The 16999-nt window shown below is 73.7% G+C and carries 17 protein-coding genes; 10 read left to right on the top strand and 7 right to left on the bottom strand.

Going from position 1 to position 16999, the window contains the following annotated elements:
* The first annotated feature begins 50 nt into the window (after positions 1 to 50).
* The gene (locus ACQP26_RS08330) at positions 51 to 896 is read left to right on the top strand and encodes a hypothetical protein (RefSeq protein ID WP_269701165.1); all 846 of its coding nucleotides are present in this window, start codon (positions 51 to 53) and stop codon (positions 894 to 896) included.
* A 64-nt stretch (positions 897 to 960) separates the two neighbouring features.
* Here the strand turns inward: ACQP26_RS08330 and ligD are convergent, their stop codons facing one another.
* Positions 961 to 1986, bottom strand: coding sequence for a non-homologous end-joining DNA ligase (gene ligD, locus ACQP26_RS08325; RefSeq protein ID WP_433495352.1), 1026 nt, complete (start codon positions 1984 to 1986; stop codon positions 961 to 963).
* Between the two features lie 47 nt (positions 1987 to 2033).
* Between ligD and msrB the strand changes: the two genes are divergently transcribed.
* Entirely contained in the window at positions 2034 to 2444 is a 411-nt protein-coding gene (gene msrB / locus ACQP26_RS08320) for a peptide-methionine (R)-S-oxide reductase MsrB (RefSeq protein WP_030503019.1), read from the top strand.
* Between the two features lie 8 nt (positions 2445 to 2452).
* Here msrB and ACQP26_RS08315 read toward each other — a convergent pair whose 3' ends face one another.
* Complete coding sequence (locus ACQP26_RS08315) at positions 2453 to 2728, bottom strand: isoamylase early set domain-containing protein (RefSeq protein WP_030503018.1); 276 nt, start codon at positions 2726 to 2728, stop codon at positions 2453 to 2455.
* A gap of 155 nt (positions 2729 to 2883) precedes the next feature.
* Between ACQP26_RS08315 and ACQP26_RS08310 the strand changes: the two genes are divergently transcribed.
* The 4 genes from ACQP26_RS08310 to ACQP26_RS08295 all read left to right on the top strand — a co-directional run bounded on the left by ACQP26_RS08310 (position 2884) and on the right by ACQP26_RS08295 (position 5594).
* Positions 2884 to 3144, top strand: coding sequence for a Prokaryotic metallothionein (locus ACQP26_RS08310; protein WP_116505006.1), 261 nt, complete (start codon positions 2884 to 2886; stop codon positions 3142 to 3144).
* 53 nt (positions 3145 to 3197) lie between these two features.
* Complete coding sequence (locus ACQP26_RS08305; protein ID WP_433495351.1) at positions 3198 to 3869, top strand: hypothetical protein; 672 nt, start codon at positions 3198 to 3200, stop codon at positions 3867 to 3869.
* 60 nt (positions 3870 to 3929) lie between these two features.
* On the top strand, positions 3930 to 4373 hold the full coding sequence (locus ACQP26_RS08300) for a GNAT family N-acetyltransferase (RefSeq protein WP_433495350.1): 444 nt from the start codon (positions 3930 to 3932) through the stop codon (positions 4371 to 4373).
* A 105-nt stretch (positions 4374 to 4478) separates the two neighbouring features.
* Complete coding sequence (locus ACQP26_RS08295; RefSeq protein WP_433495349.1) at positions 4479 to 5594, top strand: lytic polysaccharide monooxygenase; 1116 nt, start codon at positions 4479 to 4481, stop codon at positions 5592 to 5594.
* A gap of 96 nt (positions 5595 to 5690) precedes the next feature.
* Here ACQP26_RS08295 and hemQ read toward each other — a convergent pair whose 3' ends face one another.
* Genes hemQ through hemE form a run of 3 tightly spaced genes read right to left on the bottom strand, consistent with a single transcriptional unit; the run spans position 5691 to position 8899 of the window.
* A complete protein-coding gene (gene hemQ, locus ACQP26_RS08290) occupies positions 5691 to 6392 on the bottom strand; it encodes a hydrogen peroxide-dependent heme synthase (RefSeq protein ID WP_120570998.1) in 702 nt (233 codons plus the stop codon).
* Complete coding sequence (gene hemG / locus ACQP26_RS08285) at positions 6389 to 7798, bottom strand: protoporphyrinogen oxidase (protein WP_269701173.1); 1410 nt, start codon at positions 7796 to 7798, stop codon at positions 6389 to 6391. The genes hemQ and hemG overlap by 4 nt, the downstream gene beginning before the upstream one ends.
* A gap of 9 nt (positions 7799 to 7807) precedes the next feature.
* On the bottom strand, positions 7808 to 8899 hold the full coding sequence (gene hemE, locus ACQP26_RS08280) for a uroporphyrinogen decarboxylase (protein WP_269701174.1): 1092 nt from the start codon (positions 8897 to 8899) through the stop codon (positions 7808 to 7810).
* Between the two features lie 173 nt (positions 8900 to 9072).
* On the opposite strand from hemE, the gene ACQP26_RS08275 reads away from it, so the two are divergent.
* Positions 9073 to 9642 carry a DUF3000 domain-containing protein gene (locus ACQP26_RS08275; protein WP_210898398.1) on the top strand — a complete coding sequence of 190 codons (570 nt, stop codon included), beginning with the start codon at positions 9073 to 9075 and terminating at the stop codon, positions 9640 to 9642.
* Between the two features lie 163 nt (positions 9643 to 9805).
* Here ACQP26_RS08275 and ACQP26_RS08270 read toward each other — a convergent pair whose 3' ends face one another.
* Complete coding sequence (locus ACQP26_RS08270; RefSeq protein ID WP_433495348.1) at positions 9806 to 10621, bottom strand: hypothetical protein; 816 nt, start codon at positions 10619 to 10621, stop codon at positions 9806 to 9808.
* Between the two features lie 92 nt (positions 10622 to 10713).
* Entirely contained in the window at positions 10714 to 12078 is a 1365-nt protein-coding gene (locus ACQP26_RS08265; protein WP_433495347.1) for a trypsin-like peptidase domain-containing protein, read from the bottom strand.
* Between the two features lie 231 nt (positions 12079 to 12309).
* Here ACQP26_RS08265 and ACQP26_RS08260 point away from each other — a divergent pair, with 231 nt between their 5' ends.
* The 3 genes from ACQP26_RS08260 (at position 12310) to ACQP26_RS08250 (ending at position 16992) form a co-directional block, all read left to right on the top strand.
* Positions 12310 to 13632: a ribonuclease D gene (locus ACQP26_RS08260; protein ID WP_433495346.1), complete on the top strand. Its 1323-nt coding sequence runs from the start codon at positions 12310 to 12312 to the stop codon at positions 13630 to 13632.
* A gap of 103 nt (positions 13633 to 13735) precedes the next feature.
* Positions 13736 to 14929, top strand: a complete 1194-nt coding sequence (locus tag ACQP26_RS08255) for a thiolase family protein (RefSeq protein WP_433495345.1) — start codon at positions 13736 to 13738, stop codon at positions 14927 to 14929.
* Positions 14926 to 16992 (top strand): 3-hydroxyacyl-CoA dehydrogenase NAD-binding domain-containing protein, encoded by a 2067-nt coding sequence (locus tag ACQP26_RS08250; RefSeq protein ID WP_269701182.1) that lies wholly within the window; start codon positions 14926 to 14928, stop codon positions 16990 to 16992. The genes ACQP26_RS08255 and ACQP26_RS08250 overlap by 4 nt, the downstream gene beginning before the upstream one ends.
* Positions 16993 to 16999 lie beyond the last annotated feature (7 nt).

Below are 16999 nucleotides of genomic sequence, written 5' to 3'. Positions count from 1 at the left end.
CCCTGTCCACAGGGGCGGACGGGGAGGGCGGCGGGCGGGAAGGTGGGCGGGTGTGGCGGTACGGGGAGTTGCTGGCGGGTGGGACGAGCCGCGGGGCGGTCCGGCACCGGGTGGAAGCGGGACGGCTGTGCCGACTGTCCCGGGGCGTGTACGGCTGCACCGACGACGAGATCAACCGGTTGCGCGCCCTGTTCCGGCGATTGCCGCTGGGAACCGTCGCGGGGTTCCACACCGGTGCGCGACTGCACCGGTTCGGGGCCGTACCCGACGACCGGGTGCACGTGATCGTGCCACCCGGTGTGAGTGCCCGGCGGATCCGGGGCGTGGCGGCGCACCAGACGGTGCTGCCGGTGCCGGACGCGGTGGAGATCGCCGGCATCCCCTGCGCGCCTGCCGCCCGCTGCGCCGTGGATCTGGCCCGGGTGCTCCGGCGGGCGGACGCGCTGCCCGTGCTGGACCTCTGTCTCCGAGCCGGCGCCTGCCGCCGGAAGGACCTGCTGACCGAGGTGGCGTGGCACGCCGGCCTGCGGGGAGTACGACAAGCAGGGCAACTCGTCGCGCTCGCCGACCCGCGCTCGGAGTGCCGGCAGGAGAGCCAACTACGGCTGCTGCTGATCGACGGCGGGTTGCCGTCGCCGGAGCCGCAGCTGTGGGTTCCCGACCAGGACGGGACACCGATCTACCGCCTCGACCTGGGCTACCGCGACCGGCGCATCGGCCTGGAGTACGACGGCGCCTCCCACCTCGACCCCGGCCGGTTGCACCACGACCGCTCCCGGCTCAACTGGCTGGCCGAGCACGGCTGGCGCATACGGATCTACACCGCCACCGACCTCTACCGCCGCCCTCGGCACGTCGTGGCCTCGGTGCGGAGCATGCTCACCGCTCCCGCCTGAGCCGGCGGTACTCGATCACGGCCGCACCGCGCCGTGCGCGCGCCCGCCTGAAAGGGAGACGGCGTCAGGGGCGGGGGCGGTCGCGGTCCTTCGACGGCTGGACCCGCTTCGGCTCGCCGGGCATCTTCGGGTATTCCGGCGGGTAGGGCATGTCGCCCAGCCCGTCGGCGGCGTCCCGCTCGGCCCACTCCAGCAGCGGCGTGATGTCCCACGGGGCGTCATCGATGCCGGTGTGCGGGTCGCCACGCTCGGCGAACCGGGCCGGCACCGTGCCCAGGTGGAAGTCGTCCGGGTCGACCTCTGGTAGCTCGTCCCAGTCGACCGGGGTGGAGACGGTGGCGCGCGCGTTGGCGCGCAGCGAGTACGCGCAGGCGATGGTGCGGTCCCGTGCCATCTGGTTGAAGTCGACGAAGACGCGCTCGCCCCGCTCCTCCTTCCACCAGGCGGTGGTGACCAGCTCGGGACGCCGGCGTTCCAGCTCCCGGGCCAGCGCGATGGTGGCCCGGCGCACCTCCACGAACGTCCAGCGCGGCTGGATGCGCAGGTAGACGTGCACGCCCCGGCCGCCGGAGGTCTTCGGCCAGCCGGGCACGCCCAGCTCGTCCAGCAGGCCGCGCAGCTCACCGGCGGCGGTCACCGCGTCGGCGAAGTCGGTGCCCGGCTGCGGATCGAGGTCGACGCGCAGCTCGTCGGGGCGGTCGGTGTCGGCGGCGCGCACCGGCCACGGATGGAACACCACGGTGCCCATCTGCGCCGCCCAGGCCACGTGCGCCAGGTCGGCAGGGCACAGCTCGTCGGCCTTGCGGCCGCTGGGGAAGGCGATCTGCGCGGTGCGCACCCACGGGGGTACGCCCCGCTGCGGCACCCGCTTCTGGAAGAACATCTCCCCCTCGATGCCGTCGGGGAAGCGCTGGAGCGTGGTCGGCCGGTCCCGCAGGGCGCGCATGATCCCCTCGCCGACGGCCAGGTAGTAGCGGAAGACGTCGGCCTTGGTGAAGCCCTGCTGGGGGAAGATCACCCGATCGGGGCTGCTCAGCCGCACCGTGTGCCCGGCTACCTCGATCTCCTCGACCGCACCCTTGCCCGCCATCACGCGACCATATGCGATGCCACCGACAGCCGACGTACCGTGAAGGGGTGAGTCTTTCCGACAACGAACTGCCCCGTACCGAGGACGAATGGCGCGTGCGGCTGAGCCCCGAGGAGTTCCGGGTGCTCCGCGAGGCCGGCACCGAGGCGCCCTGGACCGGTGAGTACGTCGACACCAAGACCCCCGGCGTCTACCACTGCCGGGCCTGCGGGCTGGAACTGTTCCGCAGCGAGGACAAGTTCGACTCGCACTGCGGGTGGCCGAGCTTCGACGACGCCATCCCGGGCGCGGTCAAGGAGATCCCGGACAACACGCTCGGGATGCGCCGCATCGAGATCCGCTGCGCGCGCTGCGACAGCCACCTCGGGCATGTCTTCGAGGGTGAGGGTTTCACCCCGAAGGACACCCGGCACTGCGTCAACTCGATCTCGGTGCGGCTGGAGCCCAGCGCCGGCTGACGGCGGCGTCACAGCCGCAGCAGGCCGCCGGCCTCGTCCACCCGGTCGGCGGCCTCGTCGTCCAGCCAGACGCCGCCGGTGGCCAGGTAGCGGAAGCGGTACTCCCCCGGCTTCAACCGGACCGTCACGGTACGGGTGCCGTCGCGGCGCGGCACCAGCTCGTGCCGGCCGGGCTCCCAACCGTTGAAGCAGCCGACCACGCTCACAGTGCCGGCCGGGGTGTCCCGGGGCAGCGAGAACGTCACCCGGGTCTGGTTGCCGAAGAGCTTGTTGCGCTTGATCACGAATCCTCCGGGGATTTTCGGCGGTCACATCAGTCAACGCGCGACACGCCGGGAGCGACTCGCCGTAGGGCCGGATCAGGTTCGCCCGTTCCGGTTGCCCGATGGTGTCGTCTGCGCGACTCTCGGATGACAGGTCCGTTTTCGGGGGGTTTCGCATGGCAACCTGCGAGGTTTGCGGTAACGACTACTGGATGGCGTTCGAGGTGCGCACCGTCGACGGGGCGCGGCACACGTTCGACTGCTTCGAGTGCGCGGTACACAAGATGGCGCCCATCTGCGAGCACTGCCAGATCAAGATCGTCGGGCACGGCGTCGAGGTCTCCGGCCGCTTCTTCTGCTGCGCCCACTGCGCCCGCGCCGTCGAGGGCGAGCAGGGCGCCGAGGTACGCGACGCGGTCGGCGCCCGCCCCGCCTGACGCGGGCGCTCCCGGGCGCCCACCGGCGTCGATCTCCGGCTAGCATCCCTGCGGTGTCCCGACGGTTGATCATCGCGGTGGCCCTGGCCGCCGCCCTCGCCGGCTGCGGTTCCACCACCGCGCCCGGCGCCGCCACCACGCCGACCCTCGCCGCGCCCTCACCCACCGACGGCGGGGCCGCCGCGGCGCTGCGCGACCGGTACGCGGCGACCGGCAGCCTGGCCGGCCTGGCCGAGAAGCCCGAGAACGCCAGCGAGCAACTCGACTCCGACGGCGTCGCCTGTGGTCGCCCGCTGCCCCTGCTCGACCGGCGGCTCGTCGTCTCCACCCGGGTCTTCGGCACGCCGGAGGGAACACCGGCCGACGAGTTCGTCGAGGTGGCCCAGGAGACGGTGGTCTACCCGGACGAGGCGACCGCCGCGGACGCGATGCGGCAGATCTTCGGCGTGCTCCAGGCGTGCGAGCGCGACGAGGAGGCCGGCCAGGTCACCACCGGCCACACCGCCGGGAAGCTGCCCGCCGGGCTGGGCGTGCCGGGCCGGATGGTGTCGGCCACCATGACCCTGTCCGACGGCACCCGTTTCCCGCACCGTTACGGCTGCCTCCAGCAGGACCGGGTGACCCAGTGCGTCTGGGTCTGGACCCGCTCGGCGGCCGACACCGGCACCTGGTTCGAACGCGCCGTCACCGCCACCGCAGCCGGGCTGCGCGCGTCGAAGGGCTGAACCGCCGCCCGAGCCGGGGTGCGCACCGCCGGCCGGAAGCGCGCCACCTAACCTGGGCCGATGCCCGTCGAGTCCCACCTGGCCGGTTTCGCCGACCTGGACACCAGCACCTTCCACGACCTGCTCCGGCTGCGCATCGACGTGTTCGTGGTCGAGCAGTCCTGCCCGTACCCGGAACTGGACGGCCGGGACGTCGAGCCCGGCACCCGCCATCTGTGGCTGACCAGCGACGGCGCCGTCGTGGCGTACCTGCGGATCCTGGCCGACCCCGGCGGCGTCGCACGGATCGGACGGGTGGTGGTGGCGCCGGCGGCCCGCGGCGCGGGCCTGGCCGGCGCGCTGATGGCCGAGGCCCTGGCCGTGGTGGGCGACCAGCCGTGCGTGCTCGACGCGCAGACGCACCTCGTGGGCTTCTACGCGGGATTCGGTTTCGCGGTCGACGGCCCCGGTTACGTCGAGGACGGCATCCCGCACACCCCGATGCGCCGCGACCCAACTAATTGACGTTTGTCACTTTTTGTGGCAACGTGCGGGCGGAGCCGCCACGCGGGAGAGGGCAACTCCCGACAGTCCGGGCGTCGTGCACCGACACCCATCCGGAGGCTTTCCATGTCCACTCCGTACCGCCGCCCGTTACCGCTCGCGGCGGCGATCCTCGCCGTCTGCGCGGTGGTGGCGGCGCTGCTCACCACCGCGTTCTCCGGCCCGGCCTCGGCGCACGGGTCGGTTGTCGACCCGGCCTCGCGCGCCTACAGCTGCTGGCAGCGCTGGGGCGGTGACTTCCAGAACCCGGCCATGGCCACCCAGGACCCGATGTGCTGGCAGGCGTGGCAGGCCGACCCGAACGCCATGTGGAACTGGAACGGCCTGTTCCGCGAGGGCGTGGCCGGCAACCACCAGGGCGCCATCCCGGACGGGCAGCTGTGCAGCGGCGGCCGCACCCAGAGCGGCCGGTACAACGCGCTCGACACGGTCGGCGCCTGGAAGACCGTGCCGGTCACCAACAACTTCCGGGTCAAGTTCTTCGACCAGGCCAGCCACGGCGCCGATTACATCCGGGTGTACGTGACCAAGCAGGGTTTCAACGCGCTCACCTCGCCGCTGCGCTGGAGCGACCTGGAACTGGTCGGCCAGATCGGCAACACCCCGGCCAGCCAGTGGACGCGTGAGGTGGACGGCGTGTCCATCCAGATCCCGGCGAACGCGCCGGGCCGCACCGGCCGGCACATCGTCTACACCATCTGGCAGGCCAGCCACCTGGACCAGTCCTACTACCTGTGCAGTGACGTGGACTTCGGCGGGTCCGGCCCGACCAACCCGCCGACCAGCACCCCGCCCACCAGCACCCCGCCGACGAGCACGCCGCCCACGAGCACGCCGCCGAGCAGCCCGCCGCCGACCACGCCGAACCCGGCCGGTGGCTGCACCGCGACGTACGCGATCACCGGTACGTGGGGTGGCGGTTTCCAGGCCGACGTGAAGGTGACGAACAACAGCGGTTCGCCGATCCGCGGCTGGTCGGTGAGCTGGAACTACCAGAACGGCCAGCAGGTCAGCTCGGCGTGGAACGCCACCGTGAGCACGAGCGGAACGCTGGTGACGGCACGCAACGTGGCCTACAACGGCTCGCTCGCGCCGGGCGCGAGCACCTCGTTCGGCTTCACCGGCTCGGCCGGTGCGACGAACCCGGTGCCCAGCATCGTGTCCTGCACGACGACCTCCTGACGGCTGCCGTCCCGGTCGGGGCCCTGCTCGACACCCGTCGGGGTGTTAAGCGGGGCCCCTTCCTCTACCGCAGGCGTTAAGAAGGGGCCCTTCCTTTCACACCAGGCAGTTGACGATGTCGGCCACCGGGCGGCGGCGGCCGGTGTAGAACGGGATCTCCTCCCGTACGTGCCGGCGGGCGCCGGAGGCGCGCAGGTCGCGCATCAGGTCCACGATCCGGTGCAGCTCGTCGGCCTCGAACGCCAGCATCCACTCGTAGTCGCCGAGCGCGAACGAGGCGACCGTGTTGGCCCGCACGTCCGGGTAGCCCCGGGCCATCTTGCCGTGCTCGGACAGCAGTTCCCGCCGCTCGGCGTCGGGCAGCAGGTACCACTCGTACGAGCGCACGAACGGGTAGACGCACAGGTAGGCGCGCGGCTGCTCGTCGGCCAGGAACGCCGGGATGTGGCTCTTGTTGAACTCGGCCGGGCGGTGCAGCGCCATCTGCGACCAGACCGGGGTCAGCGCCCGGCCCAGCGTGGTGCGGCGGAACCGCAGGTACGCGTCCTGGAGCGCGTCGCTGGACGACGAGTGCCACCAGATCATCAGGTCGGCGTCGGCGCGCAGCCCGGCCACGTCGTACGTGCCGCGGATCGTGACGTCCTTGCCGGCCAGCTCGGTGAAGAGCGACTCGACCTCGTCGACGACGTTCTCCCGCAGCGACGGCAGCGGGCTGGTGGCCCGGTACACCGACCACATCGTGTAGCGGATGGTCTCGTTGAGCTCCCGCAGCCGCGCCGCGTTGGTCTGCTCGGTCATGCTGCCGATCCTCCCAGTGCCGTGATGATCTCTTCGGCCGCCGTCTCGCCGGAGCGGACGCAGACCGGAATGCCGACGCCGTCGTAGCCGGCGCCGGCCACCGCCAGCGTCGGGTACGCGGCGCGCAGCGCCGTCCGGACCGCCGCCACCCGGGCGGTGTGCCCGGGCGTGTACTGCGGCAGCGCGCCACCCCATCGCTGCACGTGCCGGGCCACCGGGGCCGGCAGCGGCGCGCCGAGCACCGCCGACAGCTCCCGGTGCACCGTGTCGGCCAGGTCGTCGTCGGTGAGCTGCAGCGACGTCTCGTCGCCGTACCGGCCCACCGAGGCGCGCACCAGCGCCAGCCCGTCCGGCCGCCGCAGGTGCCCCCACTTCGTGGTGAAGAACGTGGACGCCTTGATCGTCAGCCCTTCGCCGGCCGGGACCAGGAAGCCGGACAGCTCCGGCAGGGCCGGGCCGGGCAGCGCGAGGGTGATCAGGGCGACGCTGGCGTAGTCGAGCGCGCCGACCGTGTCGGCCGCCTCGGGCGCGGCGGCGGCGAGCAGCCGGGCGGCCGGGCGGGCCGGCACCGCGAGCAGCACCGCGTCGGCCTCGACGTGCTCGGCGTCGCGGGTCGGCCCGACGGTGAGCCGCCAGCCGGACGGGGTGCGCCGCAGCTCGCGTACCGCCGCGCCCCGGCGGATCGTCGCCCCGCTCGCCGTCGCCGCCGCCTCGACGAGCGTGCTCAGCCCACCGGCCAGGGTGCCGAAGACGGGTGCGCCGGGCGCGCGCGGCGCGGCGGCCTGCGCGGCGCGTACCGCACCGACGAGCGTGTGCTCGGCCCGGGCCGCGCGGGCCAGCGCCGGCATCGTGGTCACAAGCGACAGGTCGTCGGCCCGCCCCGCGTACACGCCGCCGAGCATCGGGTCGACCAGCCGGTCCACCACCGCGTCACCGAGACGCTTGCGGACCAGCTCACCGACCGACGTGTCCTCGCCGTCGGCCAGCAGCGGGTGGCCCGCGTCGCGGTCGGCGTCCGCGGCCGGCGGCGCGACCGCCGCCACCTTGTCCAGATCCCCGGGTACGCCGACGAGCGTGCCGCCCGGCACCTGGTGCAACGTGCCGTCGACGAGCAGGGCGGCCTGCCCGACCGTCGGGTGCACGATCGACGCGTCCAGGCCGAGGCGCCGGGCCAGCGTGACCGCTGCCGACTCGCCACCGGCCGGGTCGCGCATCAGGAACGACTCCGCGCCGAACTCGACCGGCCCACCGGCGAGCTCACCGGTGAACAGCTTGCCGCCGAGGCGGCCGGACTGCTCGTACACGGTGACCTCGGTGCCCTCGGGGGCCCGGTCGCGCAACCGGACGGCGGCGGCCAGCCCGGTGATCCCGCCACCGACGATTGCCACCCGCCACGGTCGCACCACTGTCTCCTCCTAGCGCTCCGGTCGCGTGGTCAGCTCGTGCACCAGCGCGACCACCCGGGTCAGCACCTCGGGGTCGGTTTCCGGCAGGACGCCGTGACCGAGGTTGAACACGTGGCCGGGAGCGGCCCGGCCCTGCTCGACGATGCGCCGCACCTCGGTCTCCACCACCGGCCAGGGGGCGAGCAGCACGGTCGGGTCGAGGTTGCCCTGCACCGCCTTGTCCGGCCCGATCCGGCCGGTGGCGACGTCCAGCGGCGTACGCCAGTCCACGCCCACCACGTCGGCGCCGGCCTCGCCCATCGCGCCGAGCAGCTCACCGGTGCCCACCCCGAAGTGGATGCGCGGCACGCCGGCGCCGGCGAGCCCGCCCAGCACGTACGTCGAGTGCGGCAGCACGAAACGGCGGTAGTCGGCCTCGGAGAGCGCACCGGCCCACGAGTCGAACAGCTGCACCGCGGAGACGCCGGCGTCGATCTGCACCTGGAGGAACGCCAGCGTCACCTCGGCCAGCCGGGCGCACAGCGCGTGCCACAGGTCCGGGTCGCCGTACATCAGTGCCTTGGTCTTGGCGTGGGTCCGCGACGGCCCGCCCTCGACCAGGTAGCTGGCGAGCGTGAACGGCGCCCCGGCGAAGCCGATCAGCGGGGTGTCGCCCAGCTCGACGACGAGCCGGCGGACCGCCTCGTCCACGTACGACACCTCGTCGCGGCCGATCGGGGTGATCCGCTCGACGTCGGCGGCGGTACGGATCGGCTCGGCCACCACCGGGCCGGTGCCGGGCACGATGTCCAGGTCGATGCCGGCCGCGGCGACCGGCACCACGATGTCGCTGAACAGGATCGCCGCGTCCACGCCGTGCCGGCGCACCGGCTGGAGCGTGATCTCGGTGACCAGGTCCGGCCGGCGGCAGGACTCCAGCATCGGCACGTTCGCCCGGATCTCGCGGTACTCCGGCAGCGACCGGCCGGCCTGGCGCATGAACCAGACCGGGGTGTGCGGGCCCGGCTCGCGCCGGCAGGCGCGCACGAAGGGCGAGTCGGCCGGCCCGCCGCGGCGGGGTTCTCCGTCTCGGGCGGCAGTGCCCGTGGTGTCGGTGGTCATCGCGGCAATCGTGCCACGCCCCCGGCACGCGCCCGCGCTCACCGTCCGCATTTGTGACGTAGAAGGAAGGGCCCCCGCTTAACGCCTCCGGTAGAGGAAGGGCCCCTTCTTAACCGTCGATCAACCGGCGCGCCGTCACGCACCGCGCGGCGGGCGCGGCATAGGCTGCCCGCATGGCCCCCCCGATCGCGCTCCCGGAAACGTTCGCTCGCGCGGTCGCGGGGCTGCGATCGGTGACACCCCGCCCGGAGATCGTCCTCGAGGAGGTCGGCGCGCCGCAGCGGCTGGCCCCGTACGCGTTCGCGCTCTCCGCCGCCGTGATGCGCGACGACGACGAGGTGGCCACCGGCCGGCTGATCCTGCTGCACGACCCGGCCGGGCACGAGGCGTGGCAGGGCACGCTGCGCCTGGTCACGTACGTCACCGCCGAACTGGAGGTCGACCTGGCCAGCGATCCGCTGCTGCCCGGCGTCGGCTGGACCTGGCTGACCGACGCGCTGGACGCGCAGGGCGCCGGGCACCGGGCGATCGGCGGCACCGTCACCCAGACGCTGTCCACCCGCTTCGGCGAGCTGGCCGGCCCGCCCGCCGCCGGTGACATCGAGATCCGCGCCTCCTGGACACCGCTGCGCGCCGACCTGGGCCCGCACCTGCTCGGCTGGTGCACGCTGCTGGCCTCCACGGCCGGCCTGCCGCCGCCCGGCGTCACCGCGCTGCCCCGCCGCTCCGCCGGCGCCGCCTGACCGCCGCCCGTCGGCTCGCGAGGGCCGCGTACCGGCACACGGGTCGCCTCACGCGCGACGACCGTTGCGGCGGGCCGGGCGCGGTTCGCCGCCGGCGTACCCCCGGGGTTGACGCGCGAAGGCCGCCCCGCGCGTGCGGGACGGCCTCACGGCGGACGCCGGATCAGAGGTAGTTCTCGGCCTCGTCGCAGACCTTGTCCAGGCCCTTGTTCGCCGCCTCGAAGGCCGCCCGGTCGCCGCGCGACGCCGCCGCGATGGCGGTGGTCAGCTTGTCCAGGCAGCTCGCGATGACCTTCTTCTGCCGGGCCTGCTCGTCCCGGTCGTTCTTGGTGCCGGTCAGGTCCTGCTGGGTGTCCGACAGCCGATCCTGGACCGTCTTCAGCTCACCCTTGAGCTTCTCCATCTCCTGCTGGTTCGCCGAGATGGTGCCGTCGCGCTGGCTGACCAGCTGCCGGGACTTGTCCAGCTCGCCGTTCGTGGAGACGTACAGGAAGGTCATCACGCCGCCGAAGACGAGCAGCAACGCGGCGACGAGGCCGAGCACCAGCACAGCGACCTTCCGGCTGCCGCCGGCGGCCGGGGCGGCACCGGGCGGACCGTACGGGCCGGGCGGTCCGGACATCGGCGGCGGCCCGAAGCCGGGGCCGGACACCGGCGGGGCGGACGCCGGCGGGACCGACATCGGCTGCGCGTAACCAGGGCCGGAGACCGGCGGGACGGACACCGGCGGCGCCGACATCGGCTGTGCCGGCGGAGGCACCGGGGCGGCGCCCGGCGCGTAGCCCGGCTGGGCCGGCGCGGCGGGCGGATATCCGGCGTACCCGGGGGCGCCGTCGGGCGCGGCGGGCTGGTGCAGGGTCGGCGCGGGCTGGTTCGGGTCGTACTGCTGGGGCGCGGGCCGGCTGCCGTACACGTTGCCGTAGACCGTGCCCCCCGGCGCCGGGGGCGGGTTGTCGCCCCCGGCCGGTGGGTAGGACATGTCGTTCCTCCAGATGTGCTGGTCCCCCGCGGGGTGGCCCGATGGGCCGGGGTCGATGCGGTGCGGTCACCCACACCGGTGTGGGCGGCCGGTCAGCAGAGGCGGAACCGGTCGCAGGCGGTCTTGATCGGCACCGCGAGCCCGATGCCCTCGGCGTTGCGGGCCTTGGCCGTGGCGATGCCGACGACCTCCTTCGAGCCGTTGATGACCGGGCCGCCGGAGTTGCCCGGGTTGATCGGGGCGTCGAACTGGATCACCGGGCCACCGCCGCTCTCGTCCTCGCGGAACGCGCTGACCACGCCCGTGGTGACGCTGTCCTGCAGCCCGAGCGGCGCGCCGACCACGATGATCTGCTGGCCGGACCGCACCGGGGCGCGGGCCGCGACCAGACCGGTGAACTTGGCCGTGGTCCGCAGCTGCGCCAGGTCCTTGTCCTTGTCGGTGGCGATGATCGTCGCCTCGAACCGCTGGTCCTTGCGCTCCAGGAACACCTTGCGCTCACCGGCGGTGAAGACCGACTCGACCACGTGGAAGTTCGTCAGCAGCGTGGTGCCGCCGCCGGAGGGGGCCTTGCCGACGGCGAACGCCGTACCGGTGAACTGCCCGGCCCGCACCCGGAACACGCTCGGCAGCACCGCGCCGGCCACCGCCTCCGGGTTGAAGGCCGCGTCGGCCTGCTTCTCCAGGCTGCCGGCGCGCTGCTCCAGGCCGTCGAGCCGGCTGGCGTCCGCGCCCTGCCCCTCGGCCATCCGCTTGTCGGCGGCGGCGAGCCGGTCGTCGAGCCGGTAGATCTGGTACGCCTGCACGCCGGTGACCAGCGCCAGCACCGCGGCCAGGGCCAGCGCCACCACCGCCAGGCGGCTGCGCCGGGCCGGCGGGCCGGCGGGCGGCGTGCCGAAGCCGGCCGGGCCGCCGGCGAGGGCCTGCTGACCCGGGTACGCCGAGGCGGGCGCGGACACGGGCTGACCCGGGTAGGACGGCGCGGCGGGCCGGGGGTCCGGGTAGGACGACGAGCCCGGCCCGCCCGGATACGACGGCGACGCGGCCGGCTGACCCGGGTACGCCGGAGCGGACGCCCGGGAGGTCTGCGGCGGTACGGACCCGTAGGACGACGGCTGGGCCGTTCCGGTGCCGTAGGACGACTGCCCGGGCTGGGGGCCGTAGGACGACCCGCCCGGCCGGGCCGGGGTCGCGACGCCGGACGCGGCGGCATAGGGCGTGGACTGCGGCGGGCCCGACGGGTCCGGGTATCCCGCGGACGGCTGGCCGGCGTGCGTCGACGGCGCCGGGTAGCCGGGCGTGCCGCCCCACTCGGCTCCACCGGCGAACGATCCGGGCGCCGGTGCCGGAGCGCCGGGCGGGGCGAAGCGCGGCGGCAGCGGCCCCGGCCGGTCGGCTGCCGTGTCGCCGCCGCCCTGACCCGGCGCGTCGTCGCCGGTTCCGTACCCGCCTGTCATGTTCGTCCGTCCTCCCCGTCGGCTTCACCGACGCCCCCCGGCCGCTGTGGCACCCGTACGCCGTTCGCGGCTCGATGGACCGTACCGGCGGGATCGGGCTTTGTCTTCCCCCTTGTCCGACCCTCTCACGGCCCCGCAACCCGCACCTTTCCGGTCACCCGGCGGCCGTCTCGCCGACACGCGCCCGACCGGCTGCGCACACCGGATCGTCCGGCCTACTAGGGTTGTCAGGTGACCGACGAACCACCCCTGCGCCGTCGGGCCGCCGAAAGCCGTACCGGAGAGGCGTCCGCCCGTCCGACGTCGGCCCTGCCGGAGCCGGCGGACGCGGGGCCCGAGACCGATCCGGGCGCGGCCGTCCCCCTGACCGCGCCGCGTGAGGGCACGCCCGCTCCGGTGGCCACCCCTGCCGAGCTGGACGAGGTCGTGGCCCGCTTCGCGGCCGGCACCGGCCCGGTTGCCCTGGACGCCGAACGCGCCTCCGGCTACCGCTACAGCCAGCGCGCCTATCTGGTGCAGCTGCGCCGCGGCGGCGCCGGCACCGCGCTCATCGACCCGCTGCCACTGCCCGACCTGTCCGCCCTGGACGCGGCGATCGCCGAGACCGAGTGGGTGCTGCACGCGGCCAGCCAGGATCTCGCCTGCCTGGCCGAGGTGGGGCTGCGCCCGCGTCGGTTGTTCGACACCGAACTGGCCGCCCGGCTGGCCGGATTCGAGCGGGTCGGCCTGGCCGCGCTGACCGAACAGCTGCTCGGCTTCAGCCTGGAGAAGCACCACTCGGCCGCCGACTGGTCGAGCCGGCCGCTGCCGGAGTCCTGGCTGACGTACGCGGCGCTGGACGTCGAACTGCTCGTGGACCTGCGCGACGCGCTGGACGAGGAGTTGCAGCGGCAGGGCAAGTCCGGCTGGGCGGCGGAGGAGTTCGACGCGCTGGTGCGCAACGGCGCCCGTCCGCCGCGCGTGCGCGCGGAGCCGTGGCGCCGCACGTCCGGCATCCATCGGGTACGCGGCGCGCGCGCCCAGGCCCGGGTGCGGTCGCTCTGGTACGCGCGGGACCAGATCGCCTCCCGCCGGGACGCCGCGCCGGGGCGGGTGCTGCCCGACTCGGCCATCGTGGCCGCCGCCGAGCTGGACCCGAAGGACGAGAAGACGCTGCTGACGCTCCCCGGGTTCGGGGGGCGGTCGGTGCGCCGGCTGGCGCGTACCTGGCTGGCGGCGCTCGACGACGCCCGCCAGTTGCCGGACGACGCGTTGCCGGTGAGCCCGGCCGTGGAGGGGCCGCCTCCGCCGCACCGCTGGGCCGAGCGCGACCCGGTGGCGGCCGGCCGGCTGGCCCGTGCCCGGGAGGTGGTGGTCGGCACCGCCGGGGCGCACCGGCTGCCGGCGGAGAACCTGATCGCGCCGGACTCGATCCGCCGGCTGGCGTGGCAGCCGCCCGCGGAGATCACCGACGACACGGTGGCGGAGACGCTGCGCGGGTTCGGGGCCCGGGAGTGGCAGATCGGGCTGCTCCTGCCCGCTCTGACGGAGGCGTTGCGCACCCCGCAGCAGTGACGATCGCGGGCGGGGTGTGAGGTGGGCCACGCGGGGGGTGGTGCCACGTCTGGTTACTGACGAGTAGCATCCGGGGAAATGCCCGTGCCGAGGGAGGCTCCAAGTGCCCCGTGAAGTCCGGGATGTCGTCTTCGTCGACGGCGTCCGTACCCCGTTCGGCAAGGCGGGTGGGATGTACGCCAACACCCGCGCCGACGATCTGGTGATCCGCTGCATCCGCGAGCTGATGCGCCGCAACCCGCAACTGCCGCCGGAGAAGGTGGAGGAGGTGGCCATCGCCGCCACCACCCAGATCGGTGACCAGGGCCTGACCATCGGCCGCACCGCCGCCCTGCTGGCCGGCCTGCCCAAGACCGTGCCCGGCTTCGCCATCGACCGGATGTGCGCCGGCGCGATGACCGCCGTCACCACAGTGGCCAGCGGCATCGCCATGGGCGCGTACGACGTCGCCATCGCCGGCGGCGTCGAGCACATGGGCCGCCACCCGATGGGCGAGGGCGTCGACCCCAACCCGCGCATCGTCGCGGAGAAGCTCGTCGACCCGTCCGCCCTGGTGATGGGCTCCACCGCGGAGAACCTGCACGACCGCGTCCCGCACATCACCAAGGAGCGCACCGACGCGTTCGCGCTGGCGTCGCAGCAGAAGACCGCCAAGGCGTACGCCAACGGCAAGCTCCAGGGCGACCTGGTGCCGGTGGCGACCCGCGACCCGGAGACGGGCTGGGGTCTGGCCACCGTGGACGAGGCGCCCCGCGACACCTCGATGGAGAAGCTGGCGAGCCTGAAGACCCCGTTCCGGCCGCACGGCAAGGTCACCGCCGGTAACGCGGCCGGCCTGAACGACGGCGCCACCGCCGCGCTGCTGGTGGCCGAGGAGACCGCCCGCGAGCTGGGCCTGCCGATCGGCATGCGCCTGGTGTCGTTCGGTTTCGTCGGCGTCGAGCCCGAGGTGATGGGCGTCGGCCCGATCCCGTCGACCGAGAAGGCGCTGCGCATCGCCGGCCTGAGCATCGACGACATCGGCCTGTTCGAGCTGAACGAGGCGTTCGCGGTGCAGGTGCTCGCCTTCCTCGACCACTTCGGCATCGCCGACGACGACCCGCGGGTCAACCCGTGGGGCGGCGCGATCGCCATCGGTCACCCGCTCGCGTCCTCCGGCGTCCGGCTGATGACCCAGCTCGCCCGCCAGTTCGCCGAGCACCCCGAGGTCCGCTACGGCCTCACCGCCATGTGCATCGGCATCGGCATGGGCGGCACCGTGATCTGGGAGAACCCGCACTGGGAGGGCAACAAGTGAGCGCGCTCGCCGCACCGAACGAGGTCGTCACCAAGGCGCTGCTGCGCCAGGTGTCCGTACCCGGGCTGGACCGGCCCGCCGCCCTCATCACCCTGGACAACGGCTTCGACCACACCAAGCCGAACACCTTCGGCCCGGCCGGCCTGACCAGCCTGGACGAGGCGATCACCGCCGCGCTGGCGGCGGAGCCGGCGTTCATCGCGGTCACCGGCAAGCCGTACATCTTCTGCGTGGGCGCGGACATCGTCGGCCTGCCCGCGCTGGAGAACCGCGAGCAGGCGCTGGAGATCGGGCGGCTGGGCCACCGGGTCTTCGCCCGGCTCAAGGACAGCGACGTCCCCACCTTCGCGTTCGTCAACGGCGCGGCGATGGGCGGCGGCCTGGAGCTGGCGCTGCACTGCCACTACCGGACCCTGTCGGCGGGCGCGGCGGCCCTCGCGCTGCCCGAGGTCTCGCTCGGCCTGATCCCCGGCTGGGGCGGTACGCAGCTGCTGCCGAACCTGATCGGCATCCCGGCCGCGACGCAGGTGATCATCCAGAACCCGCTGATGCAGAACAAGATGCTCAAGCCGAAGCAGGCTGCCGAGATGGGCATCGCGGACGTGCTGCTGGAGCCGGCCGACTTCGTGGAGCGGTCGCTGGAGTGGGCCGCTGGCGTGGTACGCGGCGAGGTCGCCGTCACCCGTCCCGAGGTCGACAAGGACATGTGGGCGGGCGTGCTCTACTTCGCCCGGCAGACCCTGGACCAGCGGCTGCACGGCGCGGTCCCGTCCGCGTACAAGGCGTTGGACCTGCTGGAGACGGCGAAGGACGCCGACTTCGCCACCGGCACCGCGGCGGAGGACGAGGCCCTGGCGGACCTGGTCTTCTCCGAGGAGCTGCGCAGCGGCCTGTACGCCTTCGACCTGGTGCAGCGGCGGGCCAAGCGCCCGGCCGGCGCGCCGGACAAGGGCCTGGCCCGCCCGGTCACCAAGGTCGGCATCGTCGGTGCCGGCCTGATGGCCAGCCAGCTCGCGCTGCTGTTCGCCCGGCGGCTGCAGGTGCCGGTCGTGATGACCGACCTGGATCAGTCCCGCGTGGACAAGGGCGTCGGCTACGTGCACACCCAGATCGAGAAGGCCGTCAGCAAGGGCCGGATGGACAAGGGCACCGCGGCCAAGCTGTACGGCCTGGTCAGCGGCTCGGTCGACAAGTCCGTCTTCGCCGACGCCGACTTCGTCATCGAGGCCGTGTTCGAGGACCTGGGCGTCAAGAAGCAGGTCTGGGCCGAGCTGGAGAAGATCGTCAAGCCGGAGGCGGTGCTCGCCACCAACACCAGCTCGCTGTCCATCACCGCGATGGCCGCCGAGCTGGAGCACCCGGAGCGGGTGGTCGGCTTCCACTTCTTCAACCCGGTCGCGGTGCTGCCGCTGCTGGAGATCGTCCGCGGCGAGCGGACCGACGACGTCACGCTGGCCACCGCGTTCGCGGTCGGCAAGCAGCTCAAGAAGTCGTCGGTGCTGGTGAAGGACGCCCCCGCGTTCGTGGTGAACCGGCTGCTGACCCGCTTCCTCGGCACCGTGTTCGCGGCCGTCGACCAGGGCACCCCGCTGGACGTGGCGAACAGCGCGCTGGACCCGCTGGGCCTGCCGATGCGCCCGCTGGCGCTGCTGCAGCTCGTCGGGCCGGCCGTGGCGTACCACGTCGGCGGCACCCTGCACGAGGCGTTCCCGGACCGGTTCGGCGTCAGCGAGAACCTCAAGCGGATCGCCGACTCGGGCCAGCCGATCGTGGTCGACGACCAGATCAACGACGAGGTGGCGAAGCTGCTGGTGGTCGGCGACGAGCCGCTCACCGCCGAGCAGGTCCGGCAGAACGCGCTGGACGCGCTGGCGCAGGAGATCCGGCTCATGCTCGACGAGGGCGTCGTCGCCGAGGCGCAGGACATCGACCTGTGCATGATCCTCGGTGCCGGCTGGCCGTTCCACCTGGGCGGCGTCACGCCGTACCTGGACCGGACCGGCACCTCCGAGCGGGTGACCGGCAAGCGGTTCCTGCCGCGCGGCGTGGCAAGCCTGCGCTGAGGCGACC

Source organism: Micromonospora sp. CA-248089 (genome assembly GCF_050948515.1).
Taxonomy (GTDB): domain Bacteria; phylum Actinomycetota; class Actinomycetes; order Mycobacteriales; family Micromonosporaceae; genus Micromonospora.
Note: the sequence above shows the minus strand (reverse complement) of the source record. Positions and strands in the feature narration are given on the sequence as shown.

Coding starts and splice junctions, on each gene's coding strand:
- hemQ (WP_120570998.1), bottom strand. CDS start 6,392: ATGACCGAGCAGACCAACGCGGCGCGGCTGCGGGAGCTCAACGAGACC.
- ACQP26_RS08275 (WP_210898398.1), top strand. CDS start 9,073: ATGGCCCCCCCGATCGCGCTCCCGGAAACGTTCGCTCGCGCGGTCGCG.
- ACQP26_RS08265 (WP_433495347.1), bottom strand. CDS start 12,078: ATGACAGGCGGGTACGGAACCGGCGACGACGCGCCGGGTCAGGGCGGC.
- ligD (WP_433495352.1), bottom strand. CDS start 1,986: ATGGCGGGCAAGGGTGCGGTCGAGGAGATCGAGGTAGCCGGGCACACG.
- hemE (WP_269701174.1), bottom strand. CDS start 8,899: ATGACCACCGACACCACGGGCACTGCCGCCCGAGACGGAGAACCCCGC.
- ACQP26_RS08270 (WP_433495348.1), bottom strand. CDS start 10,621: ATGTCCTACCCACCGGCCGGGGGCGACAACCCGCCCCCGGCGCCGGGG.
- ACQP26_RS08300 (WP_433495350.1), top strand. CDS start 3,930: ATGCCCGTCGAGTCCCACCTGGCCGGTTTCGCCGACCTGGACACCAGC.
- ACQP26_RS08310 (WP_116505006.1), top strand. CDS start 2,884: ATGGCAACCTGCGAGGTTTGCGGTAACGACTACTGGATGGCGTTCGAG.
- ACQP26_RS08295 (WP_433495349.1), top strand. CDS start 4,479: ATGTCCACTCCGTACCGCCGCCCGTTACCGCTCGCGGCGGCGATCCTC.